Origin of the sequence: Paenibacillus xylanexedens, assembly GCF_001908275.1 — a bacterium.
GTDB lineage: Bacteria > Bacillota > Bacilli > Paenibacillales > Paenibacillaceae > Paenibacillus > Paenibacillus xylanexedens_A.
The window spans coordinates 1,868,039-1,883,472 of sequence record NZ_CP018620.1; the positions used below are offsets into that span (position 1 = coordinate 1,868,039).

General features: G+C 48.6%; 12 protein-coding genes, 2 rRNA genes and 1 riboswitch. Of the genes, 7 read left to right on the forward strand and 7 right to left on the reverse strand.

Going from position 1 to position 15,434, the window contains the following annotated elements; translation table 11 throughout:
- The first annotated feature begins 153 nt into the window (after positions 1–153).
- The 5 genes from BS614_RS08235 (at position 154) to BS614_RS08260 (ending at position 5,679) form a co-directional block, all read left to right on the forward strand.
- A 23S ribosomal RNA gene (locus tag BS614_RS08235) occupies positions 154–3,201 on the forward strand.
- Positions 3,202–3,276: 75 nt separating this feature from the next.
- A 5S ribosomal RNA gene (gene rrf, locus BS614_RS08240) occupies positions 3,277–3,393 on the forward strand.
- Positions 3,394–3,593: 200 nt separating this feature from the next.
- Positions 3,594–4,217 carry a deoxynucleoside kinase gene (locus BS614_RS08245; protein WP_074093611.1) on the forward strand — a complete coding sequence of 208 codons (624 nt, stop codon included), beginning with the start codon at positions 3,594–3,596 and terminating at the stop codon, positions 4,215–4,217.
- Positions 4,214–4,870: a deoxynucleoside kinase gene (locus tag BS614_RS08250; protein ID WP_074093612.1), complete on the forward strand. Its 657-nt coding sequence runs from the start codon at positions 4,214–4,216 to the stop codon at positions 4,868–4,870. Before BS614_RS08245 ends, BS614_RS08250 begins: the two co-directional genes overlap by 4 nt.
- A gap of 326 nt (positions 4,871–5,196) precedes the next feature.
- Positions 5,197–5,679, forward strand: coding sequence for a hypothetical protein (locus BS614_RS08260; protein WP_051449859.1), 483 nt, complete (start codon positions 5,197–5,199; stop codon positions 5,677–5,679).
- 563 nt (positions 5,680–6,242) lie between these two features.
- On the opposite strand, the gene BS614_RS08265 is transcribed toward BS614_RS08260, so the two are convergent.
- The 7 genes from BS614_RS08265 to BS614_RS08295 form a co-directional block, all read right to left on the reverse strand.
- Positions 6,243–6,986 (reverse strand): MerR family transcriptional regulator, encoded by a 744-nt coding sequence (locus BS614_RS08265; protein ID WP_074093615.1) that lies wholly within the window; start codon positions 6,984–6,986, stop codon positions 6,243–6,245.
- A gap of 323 nt (positions 6,987–7,309) precedes the next feature.
- Positions 7,310–7,975 carry a thiamine phosphate synthase gene (gene thiE / locus BS614_RS08270; protein ID WP_074093616.1) on the reverse strand — a complete coding sequence of 222 codons (666 nt, stop codon included), beginning with the start codon at positions 7,973–7,975 and terminating at the stop codon, positions 7,310–7,312.
- A complete protein-coding gene (gene thiD / locus BS614_RS08275; RefSeq protein ID WP_074093617.1) occupies positions 7,975–8,787 on the reverse strand; it encodes a bifunctional hydroxymethylpyrimidine kinase/phosphomethylpyrimidine kinase in 813 nt (270 codons plus the stop codon). Before thiD ends, thiE begins: the two co-directional genes overlap by 1 nt.
- The gene (gene thiM / locus BS614_RS08280; RefSeq protein ID WP_074093618.1) at positions 8,784–9,596 is read right to left on the reverse strand and encodes a hydroxyethylthiazole kinase; all 813 of its coding nucleotides are present in this window, start codon (positions 9,594–9,596) and stop codon (positions 8,784–8,786) included. The genes thiD and thiM overlap by 4 nt, the downstream gene beginning before the upstream one ends.
- A 166-nt stretch (positions 9,597–9,762) precedes the next feature.
- Positions 9,763–10,836, reverse strand: coding sequence for an ABC transporter substrate-binding protein (locus BS614_RS08285; protein ID WP_074093619.1), 1,074 nt, complete (start codon positions 10,834–10,836; stop codon positions 9,763–9,765).
- A gap of 53 nt (positions 10,837–10,889) precedes the next feature.
- On the reverse strand, positions 10,890–11,720 hold the full coding sequence (locus BS614_RS08290; protein WP_074093620.1) for an ABC transporter permease: 831 nt from the start codon (positions 11,718–11,720) through the stop codon (positions 10,890–10,892).
- Entirely contained in the window at positions 11,710–12,474 is a 765-nt protein-coding gene (locus BS614_RS08295) for an ABC transporter ATP-binding protein (protein WP_074093621.1), read from the reverse strand. Before BS614_RS08295 ends, BS614_RS08290 begins: the two co-directional genes overlap by 11 nt.
- 157 nt (positions 12,475–12,631) lie before the next feature.
- Positions 12,632–12,734, reverse strand: a riboswitch (TPP riboswitch).
- 217 nt (positions 12,735–12,951) lie between these two features.
- Between BS614_RS08295 and BS614_RS08300 the strand changes: the two genes are divergently transcribed.
- Together BS614_RS08300 and BS614_RS08305 are read left to right on the forward strand one after the other, a co-directional pair.
- A complete protein-coding gene (locus tag BS614_RS08300; RefSeq protein ID WP_074093622.1) occupies positions 12,952–13,827 on the forward strand; it encodes a radical SAM/SPASM domain-containing protein in 876 nt (291 codons plus the stop codon).
- 347 nt (positions 13,828–14,174) lie between these two features.
- Positions 14,175–14,843, forward strand: coding sequence for a pectate lyase (locus tag BS614_RS08305; RefSeq protein ID WP_074093623.1), 669 nt, complete (start codon positions 14,175–14,177; stop codon positions 14,841–14,843).
- The last annotated feature ends 591 nt before the right edge of the window (positions 14,844–15,434 follow it).

Below are 15,434 nucleotides of genomic sequence, written 5' to 3' on the forward strand. Positions count from 1 at the left end.
ACGCGAATTAGAACATTCCTTTAAGCTGATCTTGTGTAAACAAGTGAAGTGTTTTTATAAGGTAGATTGCACGTACGATGGTATCGAATGGGAGCGACTTTTGGCTTTGCGCAAGCAAAACAAGGGAAGCGAGCAGTCGAAACCGGAGAACGAGGTTAAGCTACTAAGAGCACACGGAGGATGCCTAGGCGCTAGGAGCCGATGAAGGACGTGGCGAACAACGAAACTGCCTCGGGGAGCTGTAAGCAAGCTTTGATCCGGGGGTGTCCGAATGGGGAAACCCAGCTGGGGTAATTTCCAGTTACACCTAACTGAATACATAGGTTAGTGTGAGGCATACCAGGGGAACTGAAACATCTAAGTACCCTGAGGAAGAGAAAACAATAGTGATTCCGTCAGTAGCGGCGAGCGAACGCGGAGAAGCCCAAACCAGAGAGCTTGCTCTTTGGGGTTGTGGGACGTCTCACATGGAGTTACAAAGGAACCGGTTAAGCGAAGAGGTCTGGAAAGGCCCGCCAAAGAAGGTAAAAGCCCTGTAGTTGAAAGTTAGTTCCCTCCGAGACGGATCCCGAGTAGTGCGGGGCACGTGAAACCCCGTATGAATCCGGCAGGACCATCTGCCAAGGCTAAATACTTCCTAGCGACCGATAGTGAAGCAGTACCGTGAGGGAAAGGTGAAAAGCACCCCGGAAGGGGAGTGAAATAGAACCTGAAACCGTGTGCTTACAAAAAGTCAGAGCCCGTTTTAGGGGTGATGGCGTGCCTTTTGTAGAATGAACCGGCGAGTTACGTTCCCGTGCAAGGTTAAGGTGAAGAGCCGGAGCCGCAGCGAAAGCGAGTCTGAATAGGGCGATGTAGTACGTGGACGTAGACCCGAAACCGGGTGATCTACCCCTGTCCAGGGTGAAGGTGCGGTAACACGCACTGGAGGCCCGAACCCACGCATGTTGAAAAATGCGGGGATGAGGTGGGGGTAGCGGAGAAATTCCAATCGAACTCGGAGATAGCTGGTTCTCCCCGAAATAGCTTTAGGGCTAGCCTCGGAAAACAGAGTCGTGGAGGTAGAGCACTGATTGGGTGCGGGGCCCGCAAGGGTTACCAAGCTCAGTCAAACTCCGAATGCCATAGACTTACTTCCGGGAGTCAGACAGTGAGTGCTAAGATCCATTGTCAAAAGGGAAACAGCCCAGACCATCAGCTAAGGTCCCCAAGTGTGTGTTAAGTGGGAAAGGATGTGGAGTTGCACAGACAACCAGGATGTTGGCTTAGAAGCAGCCACCATTGAAAGAGTGCGTAATAGCTCACTGGTCGAGTGACTCTGCGCCGAAAATGTAACGGGGCTAAACACACCACCGAAGCTATGGCTTGGATCGACTTCACTGCTTCTTTGAGGCGGTGTTTACCACAAGGACATTTTTGTCTGACAAGAGACTCTATCTTGGATGACCAAATGCTTTCCAGGGGATAAACACAGGACTTCGAAGCTGGAGTGAAGTCGATCCAGGGGTAGGGGAGCGTTGTATAAGGGTTGAAGGTGTACCGTAAGGAGCGCTGGACATTATACAAGTGAGAATGCCGGTATGAGTAACGAAAAGATCAGTGAGAATCTGATCCGCCGAAAGCCTAAGGGTTCCTGAGGAAGGCTCGTCCGCTCAGGGTAAGTCGGGACCTAAGGCGAGGCCGAAAGGCGTAGTCGAAGGACAACAGGTCGAAATTCCTGTACCACCGTAAGCCGTTATGAGCAATGGGGGGACGCAGTAGGGTAGTGACGCGGACTGATGGATGTCCGTCTAAGCAGTAAGGCTGATGTGTAGGCAAATCCGCACATTGTAAGGCTGAGCTGTGATGGGGAGCGAAAATTATAGTAGCGAAGGTCATGATCTCACACTGCCAAGAAAAGCCTCTAGCCAGGTGATGGTGCCCGTACCGCAAACCGACACAGGTAGGCGAGAAGAGTATTCTAAGGCGCGCGGAAGAACTCTCGTTAAGGAACTCGGCAAAATGACCCCGTAACTTCGGGAGAAGGGGTGCCCCGGTAGTGTGAATAGCACGAGGGGGCCGCAGTGAAAAGGCCCAAGCGACTGTTTAGCAAAAACACAGGTCTGTGCGAAGCCGTAAGGCGAAGTATACGGGCTGACGCCTGCCCGGTGCTGGAAGGTTAAGGGGAGTGGTTAGGAGCAATCCGAAGCTGTGAACCGAAGCCCCAGTAAACGGCGGCCGTAACTATAACGGTCCTAAGGTAGCGAAATTCCTTGTCAGGTAAATTCTGACCCGCACGAATGGCGTAACGACTTGGGCGCTGTCTCAACGAGAGATCCGGTGAAATTTTAATACCTGTGAAGATGCAGGTTACCCGCGACAAGACGGAAAGACCCCATGGAGCTTTACTGCAGCTTGATATTGAATTTGGGTACGATCTGTACAGGATAGGTGGGAGCCTTTGAAACGTGAGCGCCAGCTTGCGTGGAGGCAACGTTGGGATACCACCCTGATCGTATCTAGGTTCTAACCTGGTACCGTAATCCGGTGCGGGGACAGTGTCAGGTGGGCAGTTTGACTGGGGCGGTCGCCTCCTAAAGAGTAACGGAGGCGCCCAAAGGTTCCCTCAGAATGGTTGGAAATCATTCGAAGAGTGCAAAGGCATAAGGGAGCTTGACTGCGAGACCTACAAGTCGAGCAGGGACGAAAGTCGGGCTTAGTGATCCGGTGGTACCGCATGGAAGGGCCATCGCTCAACGGATAAAAGCTACCCTGGGGATAACAGGCTTATCTCCCCCAAGAGTCCACATCGACGGGGAGGTTTGGCACCTCGATGTCGGCTCATCGCATCCTGGGGCTGAAGTAGGTCCCAAGGGTTGGGCTGTTCGCCCATTAAAGCGGTACGCGAGCTGGGTTCAGAACGTCGTGAGACAGTTCGGTCCCTATCTGTCGTGGGCGTAGGAAATTTGAGAGGAGCTGTCCTTAGTACGAGAGGACCGGGATGGACGTACCGCTGGTGTACCAGTTGTTCCGCCAGGAGCACCGCTGGGTAGCTATGTACGGACGGGATAAACGCTGAAAGCATCTAAGCGTGAAGCCCCCCTCAAGATGAGATTTCCCAGTATGTAAGACCCCTTGAAGACGACGAGGTAGATAGGCTGGGGGTGGAAGTGCAGCAATGCATGGAGCTGACCAGTACTAATCGGTCGAGGGCTTATCCAATAGCAAGTGATAATTCGCGTGTTTCGTTTCGAATCTAGTTTTCAGAGAACAACACTCTGAAATGTAAGCTACGCGTTTGGTGGCGATGGCGGAGGGGTTCCACACGTACCCATCCCGAACACGACCGTTAAGCCCTCTAGCGCCGATGGTACTTGGACCGCAGGGTCCTGGGAGAGTAGGACGCCGCCAAGCAACAGGAAGACACACTTGAATGATTTCGAGTGTGTCTTTTTTATTTTAATGTAATTCATTTTATGTAATTCATTAGTTCTGATTTGACTTGTTATATACATAAAATACTGGCGTTCCAATCCTTAAAGCTGTGATACAATAGGTGAGGTCTATATAGAAAACGGAAACACGCATAAGTACGAGGAGGAACAGTGAACACGATGAAATCAGCCCCGTTTATTGCCGTGGAAGGTCCGATCGGAGCGGGGAAAACAACGCTGGCAACGATGCTTTCCCATGAATTGAATCTTCCGTTAGTTAAAGAAATCGTAGAAGAGAATCCATTTCTGGCTTCCTTTTATCAGGATATCGACGAGTGGAGTTTCCAATTGGAAATGTTTTTTCTGTGTAATCGGTTTAAACAACTGGAAGACACGGGCGTTCATTATGTAGAGCAGAATACCCCAGTCATTTCAGACTATCATATCTATAAAAATATGATTTTTGCCGATCGTACCTTAAAGGGAACGAAACGGGATAAATATCGTCAAATCTATCATCTGTTAACAGATGATCTGCCAAAGCCCAATCTGGTGCTCTATATTGAAGCTGAACTCGATACGTTGATGTACCGCATTAACAAGCGTGGGCGCTCATTTGAGCAGGACATGGACCCGGCATATATGGAACAACTGATCGCCGATTACAAAACAGGCATGGACTATCTGGCGAATAACTCAAATCCACCAGTGATCATTAAGGTCAATGCAGAGCAACTCGATTTTGTGGAAAATCCTGAACACTTCAGGCAAATTGTTAATCAGGTAAAGGAGTATATCATATGAATAACTATGGCATTCCAACGAATGCATTAATTACGGTAGCAGGTACGGTTGGAGTGGGTAAATCCACGTTAACGGCTGCGCTTGCACAGCGTTTGAATTTCAAGACTTCTCTGGAACAAGTTGATCATAATCCATATTTGGAGAAGTTCTATCATGACTTCGAGCGTTGGAGCTTCCATCTGCAGATTTATTTCCTGGCAGAGCGCTTCAAGGAACAGAAAAAGATTTTTGAACTAGGTGGGGGATTCGTGCAGGATCGTTCCATCTATGAAGATACAGGCATTTTTGCACAAATGCATGCAGATCAAGGAACCATGTCTGCTACCGATTTTGAGACATACAGCAGTTTGTTTGAAGCAATGGTGATGACCCCTTATTTCCCACATCCGGACGTACTTATCTATCTGGAAGGTAGCCTGCCTTCGATTTTGAGCCGTATTACGGAGCGCGGACGTGAGATGGAGATTCAAACGGATCGTTCGTACTGGGAGCATATGCACGAGCGCTATTCCGTGTGGATTGATCAGTTTACGGCTTGCCCTGTGCTGCGTCTGAACATTGATGAGTATGATGTGCATGATCCGGCATCGGTGGATGCCATTTTGGCACAGATTGCAGCTGTCATTCAGCCTTCCAAGGAAGTGCAAAGGTAAGATAGAGAGAGCTTTGAAATGTAGTTTTCTGGGTTACATTGGATATATCTATGATACAGATATGGACAACATCCCTTCTACGGCTATTATGCTGTTGGAGGGATTTTTTTTTATGTGCCAAGGGAATGATTATGAGATGTTTGTGGACAAAACTAAAATGATATTCGAGCGAATAAGGAAATGGATGCTTAATATATCTTTTCTATTATGTAAATACATGGTCACCAAAAGTAGAAAAATGTTGAATAATAGGTCTTTTTGTGGTTTCATAGGAAAGGTGAATTCTGGAAAAGAAGCATATGCATGACTCAGGAGGGAAAGACAACGTGGAAGAGAAACAAGGAGTTAAAATCGGTATGCCGATCATTGGTGGCTTAATTGCAGCCATTCTGGGAGGCATTGTATGGGCAGCTATTGCTGCAATGACCGATTATGAGGTGGGATTAATTGCGATTCTGATTGGAGCGCTCACGGGTTACGCAGTTGTGTTGTTCTCCAATAAACAAATTGCGACGGTACATAAGATTATTGCTGTACTGTTTGCGCTTGTTGGCATTTTGTTGGGGAAATATCTGACGGTCGTATATTTTACTTCCGAACTGTTTGGTGATGTAAGCGTGATGGAACTTGTGTTTGATAGCGAGATGATCAGTGCGTTTGTGGAAACCTTCCAGGAGTATTTCAGTCAACCGATTGATTTGTTATTCATCGTGCTTGCGATTGTGTCTGCATGGCAGATTCCTGGCCGGATGGCGAGAACCAGTCTAGCTACGGATGCATCTTCATCGGATCACGCACCAAGAGCTTAATCGGATAGACGGTGGACGCTGGCAGCAAAATGAAGAATGTTTGACAGAAGAAACTTAATGCTCATCATCCTAAGCACTTATGAAGTTATATCGAAGGACTGGGAGCAGAAGAAAAACGTAGTAAAGAGCATCTACTTTAAAAGATATTTATTAAGTACTCAGAGTGAGCAGCAGTTAGGCATGTTCACATTGCGGCTGAGTTACTTGCATACATAAAAGGGACGATACGCCTGAGGGTGTACGTCCCTTTTGTGTATCCACCAGGTAGTAGGGGGGGATATGGCTCATAACTTTTGCAACAATTCGGATCGATTTAAATTACTTACCACATAACCCTAGTAAATATCCAGCATGTTCATAAGGTTAATTAGAAGAACGATATGGTCACCTCAGGTGGTAGGTTCAAATATCCGAATGGTCATTTACAGCGAATAAAGCTGATGACGAGAGATTACTTTTACCACTAGAGGACAGAGCTCTAAGTTCCAGACTATCGTTTACAGTACACATCTGACGACAATGAGAGTTTAATAATACTGTATGTGGTTGAAGACAGGGCTATATTATTTGTTTTGGTCAGCAAATACAGCCATAGCATCTCTCATAAATACTGCCAAACCATCGCCAAACTGATCAATATTACGCGTGAAGCGTTCATCGTCCACGTACATCTGACCAAGTCCTCTGAAGGCTTCAGGTGAGTAGCTTCCCATTTGGTTTAGACAGGTGTACCATTCTTGAATACCGGCCTGTGCCTCGGCAGATGCTGGTTCTGTGTGACGAAGTGAAGCCAGATGTTTGTAGATCCCGTTCATTTGATTGGATAGAGCCTTCTGATCTGTGGTTGATTTACTGTGCAGCTTCTGATTTGCGTGATCGACGGCATGGTCTCCCCAACGTTCCCGCGCTTCTTGTTCATACGGATTCTGGCTAAAATCAAATCCTTCGAATTGTTCTTTGGCTGTCATTTTAATCTCTCCTCTCACGTGTAAAACCGTTCTATCAATAGTAGCAATCATCTGGTCCAAGCGTTGGCGCTTCTCCAGCAGTATGAGTCTATGCATTTTAAGTGCTTCTTCCGGATTGAAGGAGGGGTTGGTTATAATGTTTTTGATCTCCTTCAGAGAGAAGTCGAGTTCCTTGAAAAACAATATCTGCTGCAACCGTTCCAGATTGGCATCTGAATATAATCGATATCCGGCAGAAGTTACTTTGTCCGGTGTTAATAGTCCGATCTCATCATAGTGATGCAGTGTGCGCACACTGATCGAGGCAAGATCGGCAACCTCTTTTACCTTCATGGCCATGTGTGAAACCTCCTTACAACACCGATTGTACAGTGTGACGTTACGTGAGAGTCAACTGTTGAAAATGAAAAAATAAGATGCGAGCATGGAAGCTGCATCTTGATCATGGATTGGTGACTGGATGTGAATAGGTGTGAATAGATGTGATGAAATTATTGTATCATTCAGTCACTGTAGGGGAGCGGCTGCGCTTCTAAGTCGAAGACATAGACTGCCGCGCCGCAGGGGGGAGGCTCCTCTGTTATGGAGAGGAGCGTGAGCAGTTGTGGGTTGCACCATGTATGCGGTGCAGCCCACGGGGCTGGCAGTGCAGGGAAGCAGGGCTACGCCTGCATCCCGCGCACTGCCGCAGCGAACTGCGCAGCCGCTGCGCGCACGTCGGCCGCGCCCGCGATGGCGGAGATGACGGCTACGCCGTCGGCTCCAGCCGCCATCACGGCGGCCGTGGTATCGGGCGTAATGCCGCCGATACCCACAATCGGAACTGCGATGCCTGCGGCGCGCAGTTCCGCCACCCCTGCGGGGCCCAGCACAGCGTGGGCATCCGCTTTGGAGCGCGTCGGGTACATGGGCCCGACGCCAAGGTAGTCGGCGCCCGCCTGCACGGCACGGCGCGCCTCCTCCACAGAGTGGGCGGATACGCCAAGCATCCGCCCATCTCCAATGCGGGCGCGTACTAGCGCCGCGTCCGCATCTTCCTGGCCGACATGCACGCCGTCGGCCTCCACCGCTACAGCCAGCTCCACATCATCGTTCACGATGAACGGGACCCCGTGCTGGCTGCACACCTCGCGAAGCCGCATCGCAAGCGTGATGCGAGCTTCGTGAGCCAGGACGCCAGTTCCCTTTTCACGGAACTGGAACAGCGTAATGCCGCCAGCAATGGCCTGGCGCAGCACTTCCACAGGGTCTTGCTTTGTATTGACGCTGCCCATCACTAAATACACCTGCATCGCGCGTCGTACCGCTTCTGCATCCCAAGGGTGCATCACTGCTCACCCCGCTGTCTGCGCTGATACGCAAAATGATTTGTCGGCCCATGTCCGGCCCCAATCCCCAACTCATCTTCGATGGCTGCCTGAATGAATGCTCGCGCGGTCATAACGGCAGAAAGAACAGGTGAACCCTTTGCTAACTCTGCGGTGATCGCAGCAGAGTACGTGCATCCTGTTCCGTGTGTATGATGTGTTACCACACGAACATTCTCCAGGTAATGAAAAGACTGCCCATCGTAGAGCACATCCACGATCATACCACTTCCTTCATCATGACCACCTTTGACCAAAGCATACGTTGAGCCCATCTGTACAATCCGTCTTGCGGCTTCTTCCCGCTGATTCATATTCGTGATGGACATTTCGGTAAGTAGTTCCGCTTCCGGAATATTAGGTGTTGTGATCAGGGCATGGGGCAACAGCTCCGTAATCAACGCCTGTACAGCTTCCTGCTGGAGAAGGGAGGCGCCACCTTTGGCTACCATCACGGGATCGATGACCAGATTAGACCAACGATATTGCTGCCATTTCTCAGCGACTAGACGAATAATCTCGGCACTATATAACATGCCGGTCTTCGTTGCGGTTGGTTGAAAGTCTTCGCCGGTCGAGTCCAATTGCTGGGCAATGCCATCGTAAGAGATGGGGAAGACGCCCTGCACACCTGTTGTATTTTGGGCAGCAATAGCGGTAATAACCGTCATACCGTATACCCCAAGCTCCTGGAACGTTTTCAGATCGGCCTGAATTCCTGCGCCGCCCCCGTTATCGGAGCCTGCAATGGTTAGCGCTTGAGCAATGCTCATATTGCACCTCCATGGATCTGACGGATCTGTGCGCGTTCTGCCAAGAGGTCTGGTGTTACTTGTGCCAGTTGATTCAACAATTCAATCTGGAAGCTGCCCGGCCCCTGATGAGCTGTCCGCTCTGCCGCCAGTTCAGCTGCTACACCATAAAACGCGAGCGCTTCAACAACACTGCCTAGAAGATCGGCTCCTGATTCCGCTATGGCTGTAAAAGCGCCAATCACTGAACTGAGCAGACAGCCAGCACCTGTGACCTGAGTGAGCAGGGCATGACCATTACTCGTGAGGAATGTGGATTGTCCATCAGTAATAATATCTTCTTTTCCGGTAATGACCACGACACAGCCAAGTTTATGCGCTGCCCGCTCCGCAATGCCGATTCGGTCGCCTTCACCTGATCCTGCGTCCACACCTTTGATACTCCAGCTCTCACCGATGACATTGGCGACCTCTGCCACATTGCCGCGCAGTACTGTGAGACGAAGTTCACGAATGAGCATCTGCACGGTTTCCGTGCGATAAGTGGTTGCGCCAGCTCCAACCGGATCAAGCACCACAGGCACGTGATGCGCATTAGCCGATTGGCCTGCCAGACGGATCGCCTGAACGACTTTGTCATCGAGAGTACCAATGTTGAGTACTACAGCTCCTGACATCTTGGCGACATCAGCGACCTCTTCATGAGCATAGGCCATAAAAGGGGACGCACCTAGTGCAAGCAGACCATTGGCTGTGAAGGGAGCCACGACAAGGTTGGTGATATTGTGTACCAGCGGATTTTGCGTACGAACACGTTTCAGATAAGACATATAATTTCCTCCTTGTTATGAAGTAAACCCCATCGGTAGAAGACCGGTATGAAGGGTCACTCAGCAGAATAATAGGATATGAGTCTCCTTGTTGAGTTGGGGTGCAGAGTCTAACAACAGCCAGATCATTAATGCGGGAAAAGCAGAAACGTAAAATCTAAATCATTTACTCTCCTTGCAGAGTAATAAAAGCATCCTCGGCTTTCACCGATTCAGGAATCAAATCCTTTTCAACGAGCCATGCACGTACATTCTCCCACGACTCCATCTCCTGCCGACCAAATGGTTGGCCTTCTTCATTCATGAGTGGTAGCAGAATTACCAGGCTTTTAGTTTCGATCTCCGGGTCAAGCGGTGATGTTTCATTCTCATGAGCGAGCAGAATACTCAAGGCTTCTTCTGGATGCTCAGTCACATATTTCTGTCCTTCCTGGACCGCTTTGACGAACCGGGTAAGTTGGTCTTTTTTCGCTTCAATGCCAGCTTCACTTGCAGTCAGGACCAATTCATAATAATCAGGCACACCATAATCGACGGGGTTAATCAATTTCATGGCATGTCCTTCTTTCTCCAAAATCAATTGTTCATGGTTAATAAAACCACCCATAATCGCATCCGCTTGTCCGGAAGCCAGCGAAGGAATCAGATCGAACCCAACGTCGACCAGATTTATGTTGTCGGAATTGCCGCCATCCTTACTGATCATCGTGCGTACCATCGCTTCGTACAGAGGAATGGAGGAATAACCAACAGTCTTTTCTTCAAGATCTTTGGGTGAACTTACGTTGCCATTCGCTTCGGTCAACAGATGCACTAGGGGGTGGCGAACAACAGCAGCAATGGAACGTACAGGAATGTTCTCGCCACGAGCGAGCAAAATTTGGGGCTGGTAGCTTAGAGCCAGATCAATTTTTCCGGCAGCAACAAGTTTGAGTGAATCATTGGTATCCGCAGGCATCTGAATTTCGACATCCAGACCTTGATCTGCAAAGTATCCTTTTTCTTGAGCGACGTAGATGAAGGAATGTACTGCATTCGGGTACCAGTCGAGCATGATGGACAGTCTATCTTTGGCGTCTGATGCTGGTTCGGTTGCAGACTTGTCTATTTGTTGTGCATGGGTTGCAGAGTCTGTTGTTGGCGTGTTTTTGCTGGTATTCGTGGTGCTGCATCCGCTAACGATCAGCAAAAGGCTAATGAGCATGATGGGAAGCAGGGAGTATATACCTTTGTTATTCATAAATGAAGTTCCTCATTTCATCGTTTTGTTTACATCTAATTTCTGTCTAAGTATTATCCAACTTTTCTTTTGCCTCCATGTCCATGCCGCCGTATGCTAAATCGTTTCTCTAGCCAGGCAATCAGTACAAACAAAACGATTCCAAGCAGGGATAACAGCAAAATGGCGGCAAACATCGCATCCGTGTTCATGTTGCTGGACATGCGGCGGCTGAAGTATCCGAGACCTTTGCTGCCACCGAGCCATTCGCCAATCGTTGCCCCAACCACGCAGTACACCACAGACATCTTTAACCCCGAGAAAAAAGAGGAAAGTGCCAGTGGAATCTGGAGTTTGCAAAAAATATCCCACTTGCTGGCGCCCATGGTGAGCAAAAGTTCACGCTGCTCCGGATCGCCTTGGCGGAGTCCATCATAGGTACTGACCACAATGGGGAAGAACGCGATTAGGAACACCACGGCGACTTTGCTCCACAACGTATAGCCAAACCACAGGATGAACACGGGAGACAAGGCAATCAGCGGGATGGTCTGACTGATTACGATGAAGGGATACAAGGCCTTTTCAATCGATCGGTTCATATGCATGCCTGTTGCCAGCGTAATTCCAGTCACTATGGACAAGACAAAACCAACAACAACCTCCATAAAGGTAGCAGGCAGATGGATGGTCAACAGCAGACGGCGATGTTCAACCAGTGAGCTTGCGATGGCCGTGGGTGCAGGAATGATGAAGGAGGGCACCCATCCCATACGCACAATCACTTCCCAGATCGCCATTAATAAGAACATGAGCATAATAAACAAACCATATTGGGAAAACGACCTCGAGAGCCACTTTAAACACCACGTCCAAACGCTAACCTCAGCTCTATCATTTTGCATGTAATTGTTCCTCCAGTTGTCGTCTCATCTGCACGAGAGCCGGTTGGTAGATCATGTCCGAATGCCTTGGGCGTGGTAAAGGAACTGTCATCTCCCGCAACTGCTGACCTTGCCTTCCTGGAGTTAACAGAATGATACGGTCACTTAACAGCAGGGCTTCTTCAATGTCATGTGTAATGAACAGCACGGTTTGTCCAAAGTCCTCCCACAGCTCCAACAACCAGCGATGCATTTCTCGTTTGGTTAAGGCGTCGAGTGCACCGAAGGGTTCATCCAGTAACATGAGCTGCCCGCCTGTAAGCAAGGTACGCAGCAATGCCACCCGCTGCCGCATGCCGCCGGATAACTCATCTGGATAGGCCTGCTCATAACCGGACAAGCCGAACCTTGCCAATCCTGCGATGATATCGGCTCGCAGCTTCTCCTTGTTCTGTCGGCCTGGTGCAAGCTCGGCAGGCAGCATGCAGTTCTCCATGACGGTACGCCAGGATAACAGCAGATCTTTCTGCGGCATATAAGCGACTCGTCCGAGCCGTTGTCCTTGCGGTACATCAGCTATATCGATGGTGCCAACGGTTGGCTCAAGCAAGCCTGCGAGCAGCTTGAAGAGTGTGCTTTTACCTGATCCGCTGGAGCCGATGAGCGAGACAAATTCTCCTTGTTGAACCTGAAGCGACACATTGGCGAGCACGGGTGAATCCTTTTTTTCAGGAAAAGCGAAGCTAACGTTGTGAATGGTTACATGGTTGTTCATCTGATCCTCCCCCCTTGATGTCAGACTGCTGGAATAACAACGGCATCCTGTACTCTGCAAAAGGAACAAAAAAGACCCACCCATTTCCGGAGAAATGAGTGGGTCTGTAAGTTAAATCCGCAATTTATCTTCACATTCATGAAAAAATTCCGCTTACTAAAAGGCCGCTCCACTTCCCTCCGCTGGTATGATCCAGATCAGGTTCAAAGGGTCCGAATAGTCATATTCGTCTCAGCCGCAAGGCTCCCCTAGTGCAAAAGTTCAAGATATGCAGTTGTCTGTTCAGCATATATCACTCGAACATGAACTGTAAAGAGGCAGCATGATGGAATTCTTGAGATGAACTTGGAGCCAGAGCCGAACAACTGAACAATTTACCTTGGCTCATGAACCCGATATAATAGTGGTGGCGCATATTGGCCGGATCACAAATGCAGGTGGGATTGTTCTCCCTCCTAGGCAGAATGGGGACCCGAGTTGAAAACGTTCAAAAAAGTATATATTGAGATCACAAGTATCTGTAATCTGGCGTGCAGCTTCTGTCCTCAGACGCAGCGTGCCAAAGGATTCATTGACCCTGAAGTCTTCAACAATATACTGGATCAAGTTAAACCACACACCAATCATATTTATCTACATGTCAAAGGCGAACCCTTGTTGCACCCCAAAATAGATCTGCTGCTTGATTCCGCACATGAGAAGGGACTCAAGGTGAACATTACAACGAATGGTACACTCTTGCCCAAGACTCAGCATAAATTGCTTGGCAAACCGGCGCTGCGGCAGATGAATTTCTCCCTGCACAGCTTCGATGGGCATGAAGGTTCAACAGACCGTGACGGATACCTGCGTCATATTTTGTCCTTTGTACACGAGGCCGTTAAGCACAATGTCATCATCTCATTCCGACTGTGGAATCTGACGCAGGATAACTTCACAAATGCTCAGATGAATCGAAATCGGGAGACCCTTGAAGTGTTGGAACGTGAGTTCAATCTGGACTTCCGCATTGAGGAAAAAGTGGTTCCAGGCAGCGGGGTCAAAATTGCCCGAAATGTATATCTGAATCAGGACCATGAGTTCCAGTGGCCGAGTCTGGATGCACCTGAAGATGACGGCAAAGGTTTTTGCCATGCATTGCGTGGTCAGGCAGCTGTGCTTGTGGATGGAACGGTGGTTCCATGCTGTCTCGATGGCGAGGGTGTGATTAACCTTGGTAATGTGCACGAGAAGTCATTCTCGGAGATTATTGAGGGTGAGCGAGCGAACAATCTGGTATATGGCTTCTCCAAGCGGGAAGCTGTGGAAGAGTTGTGTCGAAAGTGCGGTTATCGTCAGAGATTCGGAGCCTGATATCTTATATCAGCAAGCCAGAAGCCATTCAAGATCACACATTTGGAGACAAATGTAGTGGTCTTTCTTTGTTACCGGGGAATAAGTGAGGGGTACATACGTTACAAATGAGCATACCAGAGGTTGATATCAGCATATTGCTTGAGTGACCTGATATGCAAAAAATGCTGATAAGACAGGGATTGTGCGATGTCATGATATATCTGATCTAATGATTATTCTAGTTACCTTCCTTATTTGGTAGGATTAGGTTGTGGTTCGGACAGAGGTGCACCTCTGACGAACTTCAGGACAAGCTCAGGCTTGTACTCTACCAAAAAACGAGAGAATAAGGGAGGAATAAAGTTATGAAAAAAATATTGACGTTGTTGCTGTCGGCTGGTTTGGTTGCTTCCGTATTTGGTGTAGCTCCGGTTGCTGCTGCACCTACCGTTGTAAATTCAACGATTGTTGTTCCAAAGGGCACGACCTATGACGGCCAAGGTAAAACATTTGTAGCCAATCCTTCCACACTGGGCGACGGATCTCAAGCAGAAAATCAGAAGCCAGTCTTCCGTCTGGAGGCAGGGGCCACGCTCAAAAACGTAAACATTGGATCACCAGCTGCTGATGGTGTTCACTGTTATGGTAACTGTAATATATCGAATGTAGTCTGGGAGGACGTGGGCGAGGATGCTCTGACATTGAAGTCTGCCGGAACGGTTAACATTACCGGTGGGGCAGCGTATAAGGCTTATGATAAAGTGTTCCAGATGAATGCAGCTGGAACAATTAACATCAAAAATTTTCGTGCAGATGATATTGGCAAACTGGTTCGCCAAAATGGTGGAACTTCCTTTGCAGTTAACATGACGCTGGATAACTCCAACATTTCTAATGTAAAAGATTCGATTATGCGTACAGACAGCAGCTCATCACAAGGGAAAATTACGAATACCCGTTATTCCAAAGTACCAACGTTGTTCAAGGGGTTTGCTTCGGGGAAAACGAGCCAGTCTGGGAACACGCAATATTAAGAACAGGGATACCTTGGAATACGCATTGAAGGCGTGTACGGATAAGGTAGCTATTTCACATCGTGAAGTATGTCCAAAAGGCATCCAGGGGGATGCCTTTTCCTATGACAACTTTTGATTTTTGTAGAGACCATTGCCACAAATACCCATCTGATGTACATTAGAAGCAATGAAATAAGTGAACCGGGAGCTCAATGAAGTTGGGCTGAGAGAGTGGCCTTGTGCCGCTGACCGTACATCTGATCTGGGTAATGCCAGCGTAGAGAACATGGATTTGCGATATGTAAGGGTGAATTGTGGGAATGAACATGGATGAACAACAGACCTCTTTGAACTGTGGTGGTGTATCTGCCATGACGGAGGGGTGCTGGTTGATATTCCGTATTTTCGACATCCATCCATTACATCATTGTGAGGATTGTACACTGTACGTAAGGCCTGCCCGGAACCGGGGAGGCTTTTTCGTTTATTTTTAGAGGTTGTTCAAAAAGTCTGCTTTTGATTACGAAGGATGCCTGACGGCATCATCAGCATCGAATATGGAATTCAGCCCATCTTCTTGGTACTGAAAACCACTCTTTTTGAACACAC